Origin of the sequence: Chitinophaga parva, assembly GCF_003071345.1 — a bacterium.
GTDB lineage: Bacteria > Bacteroidota > Bacteroidia > Chitinophagales > Chitinophagaceae > Chitinophaga > Chitinophaga parva.
Map to the genome: position 1 here is coordinate 1 of NZ_QCYK01000003.1, position 17,646 is coordinate 17,646.

Below are 17,646 nucleotides of genomic sequence, written 5' to 3' on the forward strand. Positions count from 1 at the left end.
CGCTTTCCTGCGACTTGAGAATGCCTATAATCTGGCTCTCCGTGAATTTGCTCTTTTTCATAATTCTTCCCTTTTAAAGGTAGCACTTTTATATTTTTATGTGCTACCGTTTACAGGGAAGCTTTCATCATCACTAGCATGATTTGTCCCTTTTTCGTTTTGCGCTAGAAACCGTGCTGATAGCGCGATTTCTAGGAATACGGAATTAATTTTTGGAGTTCGAAATGCCCCAATTTTCTGATCATAGACAATTCCCTCCGGAAAAACGACTTTTTGCAGTTGCTCTTTCACTTTGATTCCTCCGGAACTCCATACTGTAGCGAGTTTTGAGCAAATATTTATTGCTTCTTCAAGCATAAAATCGAGGTTCGAAATGGAATTTTGACATTGCGATAGCTGTTTGGAAATATTGGCGTTCTCGGCAGTGAGTCGCTGATGGAATTTATCAAAGGGCTCTTTGCTCATACGCTCCTGTATGAAGAACTTTTCCCCTATCTTATCAATCTTTCCCTAGACTTCCGAAAGCTAGTTTTTCCAGAATAGCGGGCATAAACTCCGGTGCTACCTTTAGCCGGTCCAATTCCTGCTTGAATGCATCATGAAGCTGAACAGCGTTTGTGTTACATTTGCAACCAATGGTTCTACATTAATAATAGTAAAACCATAAGTATCACTTTTATGTTCTTGGGATGAGGTCGAGCATAACGATGGACTGAAGATAGCTGATCATCGACCGGAGGGGGGTACAGTTTATTTGGACAAAATTGAATATGGAGAAAGTAGATTAATGCCTTACGCTGTTCGTGAAGCGGCGATTCACTTTGTTGGCAAGAATAAGGGGTGGCTCTTATAAAAGTTTTATGATGATGTTTGGATTGGAAGACCAGTCAAGATCGTTGAATGTATTGACGCTTGGGTATTCTACTGACCTTTCAATTTCTGTTGGACTTGGTGTAATGGGATATGAGGGTCATGCTAGCGTCGGAATTGGAGTGGGGCTGGGACAAGTATCGGTTGGAAATAGCCATACTGACGCTAACAACAATGTTACGGGAGGAGATATTACGGTCCGACCAGGTGCTGTAACCGTTCTTGCTGCTGTTATTATTACGACAGCCCTTCCAGCTTTGGCATTCTAGAATTGTATAAATATGGAAAACAGATCGATTAGGAAAGGCCTTGCACTGCTTGGTTTGCTTATGGTATTTGGTGGCATTGGCTATGTATGCCTTAAAGGTTTAAAAGGGTTTAAGTCGAATCAAGACTTGTTTGCTGAGGACTTGCCGACGACATTTAAAATGCTGCCAGAAGATTCGGCATTAATTCAGAACGAATATTTAAAAAGAATTAAGGTTGTTCAAGTTCGCAATAACCGGGTTCGACGGCCGATGTCTCAGTTTCTTGTTGATAATAGATACTCACTTTTTATATGTAAATTGGATAGTCTGGGATTGTTGTCATTTAAAGACTCCTTTACTGTGAAATATATAGGTGCGGATCGGACAACCGGGATAGTTTACGATGTCCTTGATCTAGGGCCCTATGAGTTTCAGTATAGGTCTGAAAGTGTCGGAGATGCTTCTTTTGTGCTTTTAACAATGAAAGGGGATTCCGTGCAGCAAACTCTGAGAAGCGACAGTTTAATTGGCTTTTCCGGCTTGTGTGATAATATATCCGTTAGTTATGGATATAATGAAGTTGTTGATATTTTTATGGAAGGGCGCCAGATTGGCTTTACAACATTCCCAATCCCGATGGATATTTTATTTTGCAAACGGGGAAAAAGCACTTATCTCTTAATACTTACAGCAAATAGGTCCAATGCACCCATCCCAAGAAAACTCCTATTGTCGATGTTGTCATAGTAAATAGTTAAATAATTGATTTTATGAATGAAAATACAATTACATTAATAAATCAAAAAGTAAAAGAGTTCACATTCTTGAATTTCTCAATTTTTGAATATCATCATAATGAATTTGTCATAGCGATTAGCAGTGATTTTACTTATTATCATCTGTTTGAAATAAGATTTAAGAATGTTTTTTCTGTAATATGCAATACGCTTTGGAGTGTGGATACACAGAAAGACGTAATTAAAGTTCTTGATTTCACAGAAGCATATGATTTGAATGTAAAGTATGGAGTCGAAGTTGGCTATTCAATCTTTCAGCTTATGAATGAAGATGAATTAAAGCTATATATAATTGCAGAGCATGTCGAATTCACAGAACATATTGTTAAATATTTTAATGATGTGATATGAATGAGATTATCGTGAAAGCTCCCTAAAGCTCTGAAGTTGCCTCGAAGGGTTTTCAATCCGCAGCTACAACCATTGCCGTTAATTTTGCCCTGAGTTGGAATGCTCGCCCGGTACTCTGCGCAATTCAAGCCCTTCTCGAACGAGAATTTAAAAAACTTGTAATTGCGTACTTGGCTGAGGAGATTGAGGACTACCAACAATGAGTAATTATCTATCTAAAAAGAGTATTATAGTAACACTTGCAGTTTGGAACGTCCCTGGAGAATAAATGCCATTATTTAAAAAATGAACTCTAAAGAGCAATACTTAATCGACGAACTTACCAATTTAGCTTACAGGTATTATCCCTTGGGAATATCTGATACAGAAGATGCATACTTTCTAACAGAACAGTTTAAACTTCATAACGCTCGCCTAGATGAGTTTAAAGAGAAATACGAAAGAGGGTTTTCGGATTTGTTGTCTGGTATTACGGCAAATACCCGAATTAGATGTGAAGATATAAGTGGGCTTTATTATCATGACATGTGCGTTAAGGCGCGCTTATGGCGTGATAAGCCAGTCGCAGTAAGGATTTTAGTGCTTTACATTAGCTTTGCAATTCCATTTTATGTGTTGTATGAATCCGTAGACAGGTTTGCGGGGTTTACAATCACTGACTTCCACGAGCGAAGTTACATATCGGAAATAGGTACACCTGAAAATGTGGAAATTGCAAAATTAATTGAAGCCAAAATTCCTGTTTACTTCCCTGGCATTGAGAGATTACCAACAGCGGTGAGAGATGCTCCTGTTGATAACGTTCAATTTGATGGAGTAGGGAGGATTTTGGGAATGGAAGGACCCGGATCGGTACCAATGACAATCTTTAATTGCTTTTTTAGTAACCAATATTTTTGATGCACTTTTTTTTATTGATCTTTCTGATTTCTGCATACTACACTGACTTTTAAACCACATCGATGTTGGGAAGAAAAGTTTGTTTTTAGTATACTTCCTGATTTTACCATTTAAATTTTCAATTAGGTTCGTAGTATAGATGACCTGGGGGATTTCCAGGGGAAAATCAAAAATATAATCAAATTCCTCTCAGCTGCCCCGCCAGCGTTTAATAACATAGGCATATTTTGCGACCCATTTGCAATAAACCCGTTCATTTTTTGTAAAACGCTCCCTTTTTTATCACCAGGTACACCGCGTCGAGGTTATCGATCTTAACCAGCGGGTCCTTGTCGAGGATCAGCAGATCAGCTGCTTTTCCCGGGGCAATGGTGCCGTGGGTATGCTCAATGTGGAGTGCCTGTGCGCCATGGAGGGTAGCGGCGATGATGGCATCTGCAGGTGTTAGTCCCGCCTCACGGACCAGCAGTTTTATCTCTTCCTGTACAAACGCTTCCTGGTCATCATCGGTACCGGTACAAATGGTAACGCCCGCCTTACAAGCCGCGGTGACAAAGCGTTTACCCAACTCATAATCGTACCACATGGTACTGTCAGACTGTGCCCACTTTTGATACGTTAGCAGCGTGGCATCCAGGATGATGCCTTGTTTTTGCATGCGTTTAAAAAGCTGGGTGAGGTCTGGCGTAGAATCGTTCCAGAATTGTTGCGAATGCAGGGTTGCCTTCCAGGATGCCGGTACATCCTTGTAAGCCTCATGTACGAGTAACGGCGCGTGGGAAAGTGGGCTTACCCCTGCGTCCACGAGATCTGATGGAATAGCGGCCTGCAACCAGGCATGGCCCCATACGGGCATGTTTTGCCGGCGGGCTTCCTGTACAATTTTCTTTACCAGTCCCGGTTCCAGGTTGGCATACAACTTTATGCCAGAAGCGCCCGTGCCCTTAGCGGCAGCAATAGCCAATGGCAGGTTAGTACTGTCTGTTACTGCGAGCATGTACGGCATCTTGCCCGGCGTAGCGCCTCTGGTGGAGGTGCCGGTGCGTGGGTCTGCAAAGAATACCGGGCCAGCCATGAGCGCAGCGTAATAGATGTCTGGCGATACGATGTCGCCGGTCAGCGCGTCCCGCGAAAGGCCGGCCAGCGTACGGGCATCGCCTGCCATATCCCGTACCGTGGTAACGCCGCTGTACAGCATACGTTGCAGCACCTCCAAGGTGTGGCTGCGGTTATCTGTGCCGGATGGATCTGTGGCCAAATGCACATGGGTGTCTATCAATCCAGGAAGCAGGAATTTGCCTTTCAGGTTGATGTTCACCAGGGAGTCGGGCAGGGGCTTGCTGTTATCGGGAAACACTTCGCGGATCAGGTCATTTTCTATGATCACGGTTTGCCCGGAAAGCGGGGTCCGGTGGTTAGCATCAATGATAGTCAGGCCGGTCAGCGCGTATTTTTTCAGCGCAACCTGGGCCAGGCCAACTTGTGTAATAAGTAATAAAGACAACAGTAGCGGGTAGCGCATTTTCATATTGATGGGGTATTTATGGGAGTAAAGTAAATAACCTATTTCTTATATTCAAATGCAGGTATCCCTGTATACCCGGTGTTTTCCCATACAAATAATGAACCTGCTAAGTGTTGTTCATTTAATTCCGCTGCAGTAAGGCCTTTGCGTGCAGTTGTGATATACAAATCCTGCAGTTTTTCTCCCCCAAAAGTGCAGGAAGTGACGTTCGCCACCGGTAAAGGAATCGAAAGGAGCTTTTTCCCTGTTGCCGGGTCCCAGCGGCTAACCTGCCAGCCGTTCCAATGTGCTATCCACAGCATCCCTTCCGTATCTACCGTCATTCCATCGGGAATGCCATCTTCTGGTACAAATTCGACCACAGTTTTTATCCCGGAGATTTCACCGCTTTGATCATAGTGATAGCGCACCACGCTGCCGGTTGTTGAGTCAATAAAATAGAAAAATCGCTGGTCAGGGCTCCATGTCATCCCGTTTGAGATGGTCGTGCCTTCGATCTTTCGCGATATCGATAGTGCTTGTCCTAACATATAGACGGTGCCGGCGGCTGGAGCCTCTGTTAAAGACATTGTACCCGCCCAAAACCTGCCGGATGGATCGCATTTTCCGTCATTGAACCGGTTTCCGGGCAGGTGACGCTCGGGATCTGATACGATGTTTACGGCACCGGTATTCCTGTCAATAAATCCAAATCCATCCTGAAAGGCGCCTAAAAAATTTCCGTCTTCACAAATGCAGACAGCCCCTAGAACACGGTTGGTTGTGATCGTTTTTAAAAAACCGCTATCAGGATCGAGCGCATAGATCATACCTTTCAAAATATCGATCCAGCAAATCAAATGATTGCTGGCGTCCCAAACAGGGCCTTCGCCCAAGAGGCATTTTTGTTCCGACACGATCTTTATCATTGGCATTTTTTTACTGTTCAATTTTATAAGACCGCTGTCGATCGGGTAATGGCTCCCTGTTATAAAAGCAGCCGTGTTTTACCAAGACTATTGTATTTGTTAGATCAGGCATTTTCCAATTTCAGTTCGCTGATCAACGACAGGCGATAGCCGATCCTGGTTATTCAGGAGAAACACTTACAGAAGTCCATCCACCGTCGATGATCAGGTTTTGCCCGGTGATGTGTTTCGCTTTATCTGAAACCAAAAATAAAGCCGCATTGGCGATATCTGATACAAATGCAGGCCTGCCCATAGGTGTGATCCGCGACCATGTTTCCCGGTAATCCGGGTCCTCCATTGTCCGTTCTGTCAAAGTTGCACCGGGAGCGATGGTGTTTACATTTATCCCGTACTGGGAAAGTTCAATCACAAGGCTTTTTGCCAGCATTTCTAACGCAGCCTTGCTCATTCCGTAAGCCGCAAGATTTTTGTGGGCCTGGTGGCCTGTTACGGAAGATGTAAACAGGATAGAACCGCCTGATTGCTGAAGTTTCATCTGGCAAGCGGCTGATTGAGCCAGGAAAAATGTTCCGGCAAGATTAACCTGCATGGTCTTTATAAATGATTCCGGGGGGTAGGTAAAAAAGTCTCCGAACAAAGTAATTCCTGCATTAGCGATAACGATATCAACGTGGCCAAACTTTTCCACCGCGAAAGCTACTATCTCCCGGGTAAAGGATATATCACCTGCATCGCCTTCCATACCGGTGCAGCTGTCCTTTCTTAACATGTTGATCGCGGCGGTAGCCGAGCTGGTTAGCGCATGATCAAGGTCATTTAAGAGGATAGTTGCGCCCTCCATGGCGAGTTGCTTGCATATTTCAAAACCAATTCCCCGGCCTGCCCCGGTTACGATTGCTACTTTATTTTTAAATAACATATGGTAGATATTCTGCTTGCTCAGTAAATATTAAAACCTGGACCATGTTTAATGTGAATCGCGCGTCACTTTATTGCCTGATCTTCCCCTCAAAAAGTCCATATCAGCTCCTAAGTGGGCCTGTTGAACATGATCTGCATAGAGACTTGCATACCCCCTGCTAACTGGTGGTTCGGGTGGAATAAATTTAGATTTCCGGTCTGCCAGTTCCTCATCTGAAAGGGCAACATTGATAAGCCGGTTTGGAACATCCAGTGTTATAAGGTCCCCTGTCCTGATCACGGCAAAATTATTACCGGTTGCAGCCTCTGGTGATACATGGAGAACAACCGTGCCGAACCCTGTTCCACTCATCCGGCCGTCAGATATCCGCACCATATCTTTCACTCCCTTCTGAATTAGCTTTTTGGGCAAGCTCATATTGCCAACTTCCGGCATTCCCGGATATCCTTTCGGGCCAACATTTTTTAAAACCAGTATAGATGATTCGTCTACTTCCAGGTCATCACTGTCGATCCTTGCATGATAATCTTCGATACTGTCAAACACAACGGCTTTGCCAGTATGCTGCATCAAATGGGGGCTTGCGGCAGAAGGCTTGATCACTGCACCATTTTCGCAGAGGTTGCCGGAAAGGATGGCCAGGCCGGTTAGATCATTGAACGGATTTCCGGTTGTTGTAATAACGTCTGTATTATAACAGGTGGCATCTGCATAGTTTTGCTGAATGGTTTTCCCGTTGACCGTAATGCACGCTTTATGCAATAGCTGCTCAAGGTGTTTGATTACAACCTGTAGTCCGCCTGCATAATAAAAGTCCTCCATAAAATATTGCCCCGATGGCTGCAAATTGGCAATGAGCGGAATTCCTGATGACAAACGATCGAAGTCATTTAAGTTTAAAGGTACACCTACGCGGCCGGCAATGGCTAAAAGATGGATAACAAAATTTGTGGAGCCACCGATCGCTGCGTTCACCCTGATCGCGTTTTCAAAGGCTTGCCTGGTAAGTATATCTGATGGTTTAAGATCTTCTTTTACCATATCTACTATCCTGAGGCCGGAGAGCTGGGCGAGCACTTTCCGCCTCGAATCTGCGGCGGGGATCGAGGCATTGTTTGGCAATGAAAGCCCCAGGGATTCAACCATACAAGCCATGGATGACGCAGTGCCCATTACAGCACAATGTCCCGGGCTTCTGCACATGGAGGCCTCAATACTTAAGAGTTCTTCTTCTTTAATAAGATCGCCCCTCAGATCTGAAAAAAAGCGCCATATATCGCTTGTGCCGATACTATTGCCTTTATACCGCCCGGTTAACATCGGCCCACCCGATACCACAATAGCAGGTATATCCACGCTGCAGGCGCCCATTACCAGGGCAGGCGTGGTTTTATCACAGCCACATAATAACACAACGCCATCCAGTGGATTGGCTCTGATGCTTTCTTCAACATCCATACTGGCAAGGTTGCGGTAAAGCATGGCCGTGGGCTTCATCAACGTTTCTCCCAACGACATCACCGGGAACTCAACCGGAAATCCCCCGGCTTCCAGAACACCTCTTTTAACTGATTCCGCCAAATCTCTGAAATGTGCATTGCAAGGGGTTAGCTCACTCCAGGTGTTGCAAATGCCAATAATTGGTTTATTGTTAAATTCATATCCGGGTATGCCTTGATTTTTCATCCAGGCCCGGTATATAAACCCATCCTTACCCTGGCGGCCAAACCAGTTACTGCTTCTTAATTTTTTATTTTCCATAATTTAAGACCAGCATGCATTTTATACTGAATCGCCAATCCTTTCAGGTTTACATGCAGGATCAATTATTCGAATATAGCACAGGGTATAAATCAAAAAAAATACACCATTTGCTATTTTCTGATACAATATTTACATTTATCACTTATTGCCATAAATGACAGATGAAAAAGGTCTTTCACGAACTTAGCAAGCCAGAAAATGCAAGCTATATTGTTAAAGAGGAAATCGCGGCACAGTTCGCGGCGCCATTTCATTTTCACAAAGGCTATGAGCTTACCTATATCGTTAAAGGGCATGGGAAGTTTTACGGTGGTGATAGCATATTGAATTTTACAGGTGGTGAACTGTATCTTTTTGGGATAGGCTTTCCTCATTATTTTATCAATGATAAGTCATTTATTGGATCGGGAGTGCTTGCGCATTCTATTACTATCCAGTTTGGCGATGATTTTTTGGATGGCGGCTTTTATCTCCAACCTGAATTTACGAAAGTAAAGGCCCTGCTTAAAAATGCGCATAGGGGAATTAAAGTGGTAAGTCCCAATGCTCAATTGAAAAAGATGATGCTGGATGCTCCCCAAAGCTCAGGATTAAAGGGATTAATCAACTTACTTGGCATATTAGATATCATAGCAAGCTCAAATGACGACGGGAAGATCACTATCAGCACCGATTTATTCGAGAACTCGCTGGTAGCGCAAAAGAAAGAGCAAAAGTTAGACGATGTTTACAGGTATGTGTTGGAGAATTTTAAGGAACATATCACGAATCAAAAGGCGGCGGCGCTTGCATGCATGAATGAATCCGCATTTTGCAGGTATTTTAAACGCCATACCAAGAAAACCCTTTCGCAATTTGTATCCCAGGTGCGTGTTGCGCATGCTATGCACCTGCTTGCAGAAGAGGACATGAGTATATCAAAAGTTTGTTTCGAATGCGGATTTACCAATCTGTCCTATTTTAACCGGCAATTCAAAGCCGTTACCGGCAAAACCCCATTTATCTATCGTAAGGATTTTTACTAGGTCCTGCTTAAGCAAATTCCCTTTCCGGGGCAATGATGCCTGGAATGCCCATACTGAACCAGGCATTGCCCGGCTATTCATTAGTATATTCCGAATGATCCGGATGATTATGTAGGGGCGCAACTTTGACGGACGCTACGCGGAGAACGGCCATGACGAAGGTTCATTGTAACGGTGCGCCGTACCGGCACTACCGTATCTGGGCGCGGACGAAATTTATCACATCAAAAAAGCCTTTGCGTCCTTTGCCTAAAGGCTTTTTTGATGAACAATACATTGTAGCTCTGCACTAGAAGTATTTAGGAGTATTATCATGCCAGCTTGTATCCGCAGGCAACGCTATGTGAAGGCCTGCTCCACTCGACACCCCAGGGAATAGGTTGCCGGTGAGGTTCGTGTTATTACCAGTTGTGATGTCAACGCCATAAATGGTCTTGTTGGTTAGGACGGCGTTGGTGCTGCTATATACGGTGAATACCAGGTTCAGCTTAGTACCCGGGGCGCCAAAAAAGTACAGGTAGGTATTCCAGCCCGTCTTTCCCAGTTGATCAGCTGACAAGCCAAAGGTGCTTTTATCTGGCTGCCCCACGAGGGCGTCTCCCAATACTTTACTATTAAAGTAATCATAGTGATTGGCCCAACCGAACTCGGTGCCCTGGTTGATACTGTCATATGGTGGCGAACTAGCTTGGTAGCTTTTAATTTCCATGCGGCTGGCGTTAAAAGGGAGTGTGTCCAGTACCGTCAGGTGTACGCGGCTTACCACACGATCCAAAATAAGGCCCTGGTTTAAAACCCCAACCACAGTAAAGTTGAGTGCTTTAGAAAAGAAATCACCTCCGGGCAATACCATGCCTACGTCAGTTACAATCCCGGACATAAGGGTGGTGAATCTGAGTGAACTGTCCACGTTTGCATTCGTTACGAAAACAGCCGCCTCATAGTCCCCACCGGGTAGCGAATCAACAATAACCCCAAAATTGGGATCGGTGGATTTTTGAATGATGCGGGGTTGGGACCCGTACCCGATAAAATAATAGAGCGTGTACACGGTGGTATCTGCATTCGTGCGCCCGTTCGCATTTTGCTGGCGAAGCTTGCTGATCTCTGAGGTGAAGTCGCCCCCCACATTGAATTTCACCGCGTATTTTTTCCCGCCGGAATCGGGGCTACCGGGTACTCCGGGTTTGGTATTACCCTGTTTGGAACAGCTTATAGCTGTGAGCAGCAGGAGTGCGGCAAGTACCGCGTTAGTGATCTGTCTCATTGGTTAATTTAGTTGAGCATGATAGATTGGAAGTAGGATATGGACGTTTTTGTAATAGGATGGTATCAGGCTTGCAACAAGCCCAGCAAAAGATCGCGGGTAAAGTTTCCGACGCTATACATATAAATTTTACCCGGAGGTGGTAATATCAAATATCATTCCATCACGTTCCGCCATAACCTGCTGCATGGCATCTATGATAGGGCCACTACCTTTTCCCCGCCACGCCCGCAAGACGATACCCATGGGCTTTCATATCGTACCACCATAACTTGGCGGAGGGAATTAATGGACGCCGCCTTTACTTAAAGTAAATATTAACCAGCGACTGCCGAAATGTAGGTGGTTTTTCCGGTATCGCTTAATATTGCAGGATATTCACAATGACCATGGGACTACCTAAACTCCTCATATTCACTAAAGGTCCGGCTACAACAGGTTTCCGCTACCAGCAGCTCAAAGCCCTCCGGGATTGGCTGCTAAGCCGTCTTGAGGCTACGGATGACGTGTTCTTTTACGATAATGAAGACGGTGTTTTCCTGAGGGTACCCGGCCAACAGCACGGATTTGCAGCGGTGAAATATTACGCATCCAGTCCGGCATTCAATGGTGATGAAGTAAGTAGCGCCATTAGAAGATTTTTTGTGTTATGGCGGAAGGGGGAATATAAACCTGGTGGGATCACTTTTGTATTTGAGGCAAATGCAGTTACGGCTGCGGAGGATGCAGAAATCCCTGTTGAACCTGCGTATGACGGGAATGATGGGGCGCTCCTGGAAGAATGGGTGACACAGCAGGACCAGCTCAACGGGGACTTGCTTGGCCGCATAGTAACCTACGTCCAGGAAATCATTGGTCAGGATGGATCTGATCCCCTGGAACCTGATAGCTGGGAAGCATTCGTAAAGGCGGTTAGCTGGCAGGCTGACAGCATTGCCCTGGATGAGGGTATGGCCCTGTTGGTAGAAGACATCGATGACCTGATCCGGCATTTACCACTGGAGGGCGTGAAGAGCCAGCCGGCATTGTTGCGTGCAGCGCTCTATTACGAAATAGCAGCAGGCATAGGAAAAGCTGCCGTCGGTCAGCAGCGGCTCACCGGTGAGTTGTTGGATAGCGTGGTCCTGCAAGCGGATGGGGAAGAGCGTAAGTGGTATCGTAATGCATTGGAGGTTTGGAAAAGCGCCCCTGCGATCACCCATTTCAACCCGGAGGAATTTTATGAAGTTATAACAGCCGCCAGGTATTGCCGTTTCCGCTCCTTGCGTGCCTCGGGCGAGCACGAACAATGGCAGGATCTGTTACATCTATATATCCACCTGGAAGACATTGGTATCTATTTCCTGCGCAAAGCCATTTATGAATATCTCTTCCTGATCACCGCCACCGATCCGGATTCCTTTTTGCCGGGCGGCACCCTGGCCGGTATGGAGGATGGGATCAACTATTATTTTGACAACGCCCTGCAGCCCACCAGGGACATTGAGATGGAAGAAGATATTGCGTTGCTCTCCCTGGTCATCAATGCGCAATCTGCGGGGCAGATCAACATAGAAAGCCCGGTAATTGAATTTTGGAAAAAGAATATAATGGATTACCTGGACAGCCGTTTGGAAGAATCTTTCAATGTGGATGACAAGTGTGTACTATTGGAGCTGAAAGGCTCATTGATCATGGATTGCAGCATGCCGGGAGACTACGATCATGCCATCCGGGAGGCGCTTGTTGTATACCGGCAAATTCTTCCCCTGTTGCCGGAGGCTCGGCATTACAATATGAAAAGGCTTACGGAAATACTGGATGCGGTAAAGCGGACCATGATGCTGCTGCAAGTAAAAGGAGAGGGCGTTAAGCGCCTGGAGGCATTCCTGGGGGAGATCCGGCAATGAGGGGCCGCCGTGAATTGCATTGCCTTCATTGGACCTGACGCAATGACTACCCGTAAAAATGCCTTCAGGCCACTGGCCTGAAGGCATTTTTAATTTGAAAATTCGACGCCTTTACTGGGCAATCTTTATCTGGCTTTCACTCGTCACATTGATCTGCGGCTTTCCTTTAAACTCCGTAATCCGCCCCGTTACACAGATCTGCTTGTCCAGCAGTTTCTCATCCGGTGCATAAGAGAATCCATCCCGCGCGGGTTTGAAGATCACCAGCGTTAAAGGCTGGTTCGGAAATTTCCCGTCCAGGTCCAGGAGGGTAGGAGCGTTTTTACCGCCAGTGACATACTTGGCACCCATCACCTTCGCACAAACGGTAACGGAATCACCAATATGCTTTTTTGCCTCGCTGGCAGCAATTTTCGTCTGCGCACGGCCGGCCAGACCCAATGTTGTAAAAAGAGCAATAAGAACGATGTAGCGCATATACTTGATGATATTTAGTGTTTCACTGTTGGCATAGAAAAAACGTTGGCGGTGTATGATCTGCAAAATAGACAATTGCCGGCATACCGGCCGCAGGTGGCAAAGAATTATGGTGGTCGGGGATTATTTAAGCGTAAACAGGACATAGGCCCTGCTTTATGGACCGGGAATATGTTACGGCAATCCTTAGGTTAGATTGCTGCGTTTGTTTATATTCGAATGCGCCGGATCCGTCCGGCCGCCTGCGGCCAACGCCTCGCAAGGTTTCGCTGAAACACCGGATCGTGGCTGGGCCGATGATCTTTCCGCTCCCGGAATTAACAATTTAAAAATTCAAGTTATGAGAACAATCAACCCCTGGATCAATTTTAATGGCAATGCCGAAGAAGCATTTAACTTTTACAAATCGGTTTTTGGTGGGGAATTCACCAGGATCGTTCGTTTCAAGGAGCTGGCAGGCGAGGCGTTCCAGGTACCGGAACACGAAGCCAATAAGATCATGCACATTGCGCTTCCGCTTGGCAAGCACAACGTTCTGTTGGCGAACGACGTTCCCGAAATAATGGGACGCGTTAACGAGCATGAAAACAGGTCTAAAATATTGGTGAGTGCTGAAAGCCGGGAGGAAGCGGACAGGTTATTTAACGGACTGTCTGCAGGTGGAGATGTTGAAGGGCCCATTGGTGACAGTCCCTGGGGTACCTACGCAGGAATGTTTAGAGATAAATATGGCATTGAATGGATCGTGGAATTTGACCCATCCTATAACGGGTAGCCGGCCGGCCCGGGTGCTCCTTTTTAACATCCTGGAAAAGGCCCGCATGGCTCATTTGACACTGGTGCCCTGAGATCCATCCGCCCCGCATATTTCCGGGATCCGGATGGCAATCCCGTTGAAGGAATTACCTGCACCGTTGTTTTTATTTTAACGTACCGCAGCTGCTGGCCTATCGGGAAGCGCAGCAGTATCCAGTGGAATATTCAAAATGGAAGTAGCGCTTGTAATGGCATTGCCTTTCACGCCCACCAGGTATAGCCGGTACTGCTGCGGTTTTTCAGGCACGGTATAATCAAGCGAGGGTCCTTTGCTCAACCGCTTTATTTCCAAGGGCGTGCCCCAGGCGTCTGTCCGCACCTGGTACCATTCAAACTGCAATCCTGTGGAGGGCGTCGTTGCCAGCCGCCACCTGCCATCCTGGTATACCAATGCATGATAGGGCAGTACATTACCTGGCATTGTAGTAAGCGCCGGGCGCAGTATTTTAATGTCCGGCAAATGATAGCGCGTGGTATCATTCATCCAGTTGTGGGTAATGGCATAAAAGCCGGGTTTGTTCCTGCCCCAGATGTCTTTTAAACCGTTAAAGGTTACACCGGCATTTGTTTGCTGGTCCTGCCAGTTTTCCATAACGGCAGTTGCAGCTGGATCGTGCAACTTAAAATACAGCAACGGGTCTACGCTGCTGAAATAATAGGGAACCGGTAAATGATGAATTTCGGCAGTGTCTTCCAGGTTGTCCTTTAATACGAGACCATAAGCATCAATCCCGGGCACCTGGTCCCGCAGGGTGGCCACTATGTTTTGCAAGTCGTGCGCTACATTTACATCAACTGTTACCGGCCTGGAAGGATCTGTTTTTTTGATCTGCGCTATCAGCGTCTTCAGCCACTCCATGTATGCCTGCCTGCGGTAAAATAACTCCGGTTGCAAATAGCGGTCGTTCATTTGCTGCAGGGTACAGTTGCCAATATTCCAGCATTGTATAGAGCCATTGCCTTTCAGACGGGCCACGGTGGCCAATATTTGGCGTGCAAGCCGCGGCAGCACATCGCTGTCTGCCACCTGCGCCGCAGCATCGGGCACCCAGAAACTGTAAAAAACGGACAGGCCTGTTTCCCGTGCGGCCTGGAAGGTGATGCGGTCATAAACACCCGGGCCATAAATTTTTACCGTATTAATACCTGCCTTTCGCATGGCCTTGAAATCACCTGAAATAATCTGCCGGGTCACGGGGTAATCGTTGCCATACCAGTTTTGACCTTTTTGATATGTTACACCACGCGCGGCAAGCGTAAAGGTCTTTGTAGTGTTTGGATCAGCCGTACGGGGATCTGCTGCCATCGGCGCTATGGGCAAGTGATGTGTTACGGTGAGCGCAGCAATGCTTCCCAGGCTATCCTGCTGCCAGTTGATCATCGCGGTAGAATGATCCGGCACATTTTTGTCAAAAGCAGAATTGAATAATACGATGGCCTTCACTTCGGGGAAGTGGGCTTTGATACTGTTGATACCTGCCCGCAGCCAGGCGGTTTGTTGGTGCCCGTCTTTTGTGGCGCCCATTTCGCTGATCATCACCGGCATGTCCTGGCTAAGCGCAAACTGGTGGAATGGTGCATACAGCTGGCTAAAGGAATATGACTGGCCACCTGGGTTGTAGCGTCCATAATTTAAGCCGGTGATGCCCATCCAGTCTACGTAAGCTTTCCCGGGGAAATAATCAGCCATGGTTGCTGGTTTCCAGGGATTCCATACCCAGATCACATTCCAGGCTCCCTGTGCGATGAACTGCTGATGAATATATCTCCAGGCGGCTTTAAAATCCTCCGCCGTGTTGCCACCGCTGGCGGACCAGGGGTAGGAGGGATTGTCTGCTTCATGCGCAAAACGAAGGAACACGGGCCGGTTCAGCATACGCAATTGTGAGGCCACGCGCGTGATGTAAGCATCATACTGCCCCGCCACAATATTGGCAAACACGTGCTCATCCTGCTGACCGGCAGCGCGGTGGAAAAGCGACTGCCAGGGCTCCCAGGTGATCATGGGCGTGGAGTGATTGCGGTAGATACTGTCCATCACATTTGCCGGCACCAAATTCTGTGGCTGGTCGCCCCAGGCGAGGTAAACTGATACCAGGTCAAAGTGTATGCTTTGTTGTTGTTGCAGGGATGTTACGTTGGCCATATTGGTAAGGCCATTGCCTGCTGCCGGGGGATTAAAAATACCAGTAAGCAATATTGCTTTATGGTCGGGGCCTGCCGGCAATACATCCGCCTTCTGCGGCCGGTTCACCATGTACACGGAGGCACTGATGGCCAGCACAATGAGAAGCAGGCTTACGCTCCGGATGCCGGAATATAGTTTACGCCGGGACAACCAGAACCTGCGCTTCAGCACATGGACATAACTCGTCAACGCGGACAAGCGCTGGTGTTGTTGCTGGTAAGATTGGATCTTATGCTGCTGGCTGGCTACCAGCATGAAGAGCATAAAAAAGCAATTAATGCCGGCGATGCCCGCCATGGTAAATGTGTAGGGGGTCCAGCTGTTATACAAACCATAAGCAATAGCGGCTACTGACAGCACCAGCACTATAATATTGGGAGTATTGATGCCCAGGTTCCGCTCTTCGGCAATGGTTTTGGGTGTAGGGATGTACGGCACTTTTTTCCGGAAAATGGTGTAAATAAAACCGGTAATAAATATCCACCACGTACCAATGAGCAGTAATCCGCCAATAACATGGAAACCACGTTCCTGGTCTTCCATCACCCAGCGCTGCACGTAATGCCGGATGAGCACCACCGCAGTAACAAACGGTAAGCCGATCACCGCGAACGTGGAGAAGTCCATCCGGAGCGGGTACACGTCTGTAAGAAGGGACACCACCGGTATCAGGAAATTAAGCAGGTATACAAAGCCGGACAGGTAGAACATCGGCACCAACCCATAGTGCAATTTTTGCCGCCAGGTAAATTTACCGAACAGTTCAAAGTAAGCCGTGACAAAAAGTTCAAACACGCCCCTTGCCCATTTGAGCTGCTGCTTGTAGTATGCTGAAAGCGTGGCCGGCACCAGCCCGCGCGATAACACTGCCGGTACATACACTGATTTCCAGCCCTGTGCATGCAGCCGCATGGCCGTGTGCATGTCCTCTGCCAGGCCCGGGGCGTGGCCCCCGATGGATGCCAGCGCCGTGCGCCTGAATGTACAGTTGGCGCCAATGGCCTGCACCGTGCCATAGGCATTCATCGTCATCATCATCGGGCCATAGTACTGGTAAGTTTGCTGCGCTGCGCCCTTGGCTATCCATCCTTCGTGCTGGTTGTAATAGGCCTGGACTATCTGTACATAACCTATTTGCGGATCATTGAAATGGCCAACAATGGGATCCAGGAACCCGGAAAAGGGCACATGGTCCGGGTCGAGTATCACGCACAGCTCCCCGTTTGATTGTTTCAGGGCGTTATTGATGTTGCCTGCCTTGGCATCTGTTTTATCGGTGCGGGTTACATGATGTATGCCCAGGCGGCGGCAAACTTCTTTCAGGTAAGGATCGTCTGCTTCATCACACAGGTAGGCCTGGTGCGGGTAGGTGATGGCCTGTATGGCGTGCAGCGTTTCAATGATCATTTCATAAGGCTCGCCGGCACAGAACGTGGTGAAAATATCTACAGTGAATACCTTTTCCGGCAGCGGGTTACTGTCTATTTTGATGGACCAGTAGTGATACCACTCGTATAAGATCCTGGCGGCCGTAAATGCAAAGGTGATGATCAGCAGGTCATAAAGCGGCCTGTAACCCCGCAGTGCAGGGGCAAGCAGCTGGTATGTGAAGAAGGCCATGCAACAGATACCGATCAGGATCATTAACCTGAGGATGAACCGTTGTTTTTTATTAGGTGCGGCTATCATTGCTGAT

At 47.1% G+C, this 17,646-nt stretch carries 14 protein-coding genes and 1 pseudogene; 6 read left to right on the forward strand and 9 right to left on the reverse strand.

Annotated elements, in window-relative coordinates:
- Positions 1-96: 96 nt before the first annotated feature.
- Positions 97-465: a hypothetical protein gene (locus tag DCC81_RS19265; RefSeq protein ID WP_108688326.1), complete on the reverse strand. Its 369-nt coding sequence runs from the start codon at positions 463-465 to the stop codon at positions 97-99.
- Positions 466-1,151: 686 nt separating this feature from the next.
- Between DCC81_RS19265 and DCC81_RS19270 the strand changes: the two genes are divergently transcribed.
- The 3 genes from DCC81_RS19270 to DCC81_RS25870 all read left to right on the forward strand — a co-directional run bounded on the left by DCC81_RS19270 (position 1,152) and on the right by DCC81_RS25870 (position 3,166).
- Complete coding sequence (locus tag DCC81_RS19270) at positions 1,152-1,865, forward strand: hypothetical protein (RefSeq protein WP_108688327.1); 714 nt, start codon at positions 1,152-1,154, stop codon at positions 1,863-1,865.
- Between the two features lie 23 nt (positions 1,866-1,888).
- Entirely contained in the window at positions 1,889-2,266 is a 378-nt protein-coding gene (locus DCC81_RS19275; RefSeq protein ID WP_108688328.1) for a hypothetical protein, read from the forward strand.
- Between the two features lie 285 nt (positions 2,267-2,551).
- Positions 2,552-3,166: a hypothetical protein gene (locus tag DCC81_RS25870; RefSeq protein WP_165806660.1), complete on the forward strand. Its 615-nt coding sequence runs from the start codon at positions 2,552-2,554 to the stop codon at positions 3,164-3,166.
- A gap of 75 nt (positions 3,167-3,241) precedes the next feature.
- Here the strand turns inward: DCC81_RS25870 and DCC81_RS25875 are convergent.
- The 5 genes and pseudogenes from DCC81_RS25875 to DCC81_RS19300 form a co-directional block, all read right to left on the reverse strand.
- Positions 3,242-3,340: pseudogene (locus tag DCC81_RS25875) on the reverse strand (transposase); the annotation flags it as partial.
- A gap of 79 nt (positions 3,341-3,419) precedes the next feature.
- Positions 3,420-4,694: an amidohydrolase family protein gene (locus DCC81_RS19285; protein ID WP_108688329.1), complete on the reverse strand. Its 1,275-nt coding sequence runs from the start codon at positions 4,692-4,694 to the stop codon at positions 3,420-3,422.
- A 35-nt stretch (positions 4,695-4,729) separates the two neighbouring features.
- Positions 4,730-5,599: an SMP-30/gluconolactonase/LRE family protein gene (locus DCC81_RS19290; protein ID WP_240613027.1), complete on the reverse strand. Its 870-nt coding sequence runs from the start codon at positions 5,597-5,599 to the stop codon at positions 4,730-4,732.
- Positions 5,600-5,759: 160 nt separating this feature from the next.
- Positions 5,760-6,521, reverse strand: a complete 762-nt coding sequence (locus DCC81_RS19295; protein ID WP_108688330.1) for an SDR family NAD(P)-dependent oxidoreductase — start codon at positions 6,519-6,521, stop codon at positions 5,760-5,762.
- 48 nt (positions 6,522-6,569) lie between these two features.
- Positions 6,570-8,285 carry an IlvD/Edd family dehydratase gene (locus DCC81_RS19300; protein WP_108688331.1) on the reverse strand — a complete coding sequence of 572 codons (1,716 nt, stop codon included), beginning with the start codon at positions 8,283-8,285 and terminating at the stop codon, positions 6,570-6,572.
- 164 nt (positions 8,286-8,449) lie between these two features.
- On the opposite strand from DCC81_RS19300, the gene DCC81_RS19305 reads away from it, so the two are divergent.
- Positions 8,450-9,313, forward strand: a complete 864-nt coding sequence (locus DCC81_RS19305; RefSeq protein WP_108688332.1) for a helix-turn-helix domain-containing protein — start codon at positions 8,450-8,452, stop codon at positions 9,311-9,313.
- 289 nt (positions 9,314-9,602) lie between these two features.
- Here DCC81_RS19305 and DCC81_RS19310 read toward each other — a convergent pair whose 3' ends face one another.
- On the reverse strand, positions 9,603-10,580 hold the full coding sequence (locus DCC81_RS19310; protein WP_108688333.1) for a hypothetical protein: 978 nt from the start codon (positions 10,578-10,580) through the stop codon (positions 9,603-9,605).
- Between the two features lie 389 nt (positions 10,581-10,969).
- Between DCC81_RS19310 and DCC81_RS19315 the strand changes: the two genes are divergently transcribed.
- On the forward strand, positions 10,970-12,469 hold the full coding sequence (locus tag DCC81_RS19315; protein WP_133177729.1) for a hypothetical protein: 1,500 nt from the start codon (positions 10,970-10,972) through the stop codon (positions 12,467-12,469).
- A 111-nt stretch (positions 12,470-12,580) separates the two neighbouring features.
- Here DCC81_RS19315 and DCC81_RS19320 read toward each other — a convergent pair whose 3' ends face one another.
- Positions 12,581-12,946: a hypothetical protein gene (locus tag DCC81_RS19320; protein WP_133177730.1), complete on the reverse strand. Its 366-nt coding sequence runs from the start codon at positions 12,944-12,946 to the stop codon at positions 12,581-12,583.
- 340 nt (positions 12,947-13,286) lie between these two features.
- Here DCC81_RS19320 and DCC81_RS19325 point away from each other — a divergent pair, with 340 nt between their 5' ends.
- Positions 13,287-13,721: a VOC family protein gene (locus DCC81_RS19325; RefSeq protein WP_108689250.1), complete on the forward strand. Its 435-nt coding sequence runs from the start codon at positions 13,287-13,289 to the stop codon at positions 13,719-13,721.
- 150 nt (positions 13,722-13,871) lie between these two features.
- On the opposite strand, the gene DCC81_RS19330 is transcribed toward DCC81_RS19325, so the two are convergent.
- Entirely contained in the window at positions 13,872-17,639 is a 3,768-nt protein-coding gene (locus tag DCC81_RS19330) for a glycosyltransferase family 2 protein (RefSeq protein WP_108688336.1), read from the reverse strand.
- Between the last annotated feature and the right edge of the window lie 7 nt (positions 17,640-17,646).

Bases quoted from the DNA above. Each gene is read 5' to 3' on its own strand.
- DCC81_RS19265 (WP_108688326.1), bottom strand. From the start codon at position 465: ATGAGCAAAGAGCCCTTTGATAAATTCCATCAGCGACTCACTGCCGAG.
- DCC81_RS19270 (WP_108688327.1), top strand. From the start codon at position 1,152: ATGGAAAACAGATCGATTAGGAAAGGCCTTGCACTGCTTGGTTTGCTT.
- DCC81_RS19275 (WP_108688328.1), top strand. From the start codon at position 1,889: ATGAATGAAAATACAATTACATTAATAAATCAAAAAGTAAAAGAGTTC.
- DCC81_RS25870 (WP_165806660.1), top strand. From the start codon at position 2,552: ATGAACTCTAAAGAGCAATACTTAATCGACGAACTTACCAATTTAGCT.
- DCC81_RS19285 (WP_108688329.1), bottom strand. From the start codon at position 4,694: ATGAAAATGCGCTACCCGCTACTGTTGTCTTTATTACTTATTACACAA.
- DCC81_RS19290 (WP_240613027.1), bottom strand. From the start codon at position 5,599: ATGATAAAGATCGTGTCGGAACAAAAATGCCTCTTGGGCGAAGGCCCT.
- DCC81_RS19295 (WP_108688330.1), bottom strand. From the start codon at position 6,521: ATGTTATTTAAAAATAAAGTAGCAATCGTAACCGGGGCAGGCCGGGGA.
- DCC81_RS19300 (WP_108688331.1), bottom strand. From the start codon at position 8,285: ATGGAAAATAAAAAATTAAGAAGCAGTAACTGGTTTGGCCGCCAGGGT.
- DCC81_RS19305 (WP_108688332.1), top strand. From the start codon at position 8,450: ATGAAAAAGGTCTTTCACGAACTTAGCAAGCCAGAAAATGCAAGCTAT.
- DCC81_RS19310 (WP_108688333.1), bottom strand. From the start codon at position 10,580: ATGAGACAGATCACTAACGCGGTACTTGCCGCACTCCTGCTGCTCACA.
- DCC81_RS19315 (WP_133177729.1), top strand. From the start codon at position 10,970: ATGGGACTACCTAAACTCCTCATATTCACTAAAGGTCCGGCTACAACA.
- DCC81_RS19320 (WP_133177730.1), bottom strand. From the start codon at position 12,946: ATGCGCTACATCGTTCTTATTGCTCTTTTTACAACATTGGGTCTGGCC.
- DCC81_RS19325 (WP_108689250.1), top strand. From the start codon at position 13,287: ATGAGAACAATCAACCCCTGGATCAATTTTAATGGCAATGCCGAAGAA.
- DCC81_RS19330 (WP_108688336.1), bottom strand. From the start codon at position 17,639: ATGATAGCCGCACCTAATAAAAAACAACGGTTCATCCTCAGGTTAATG.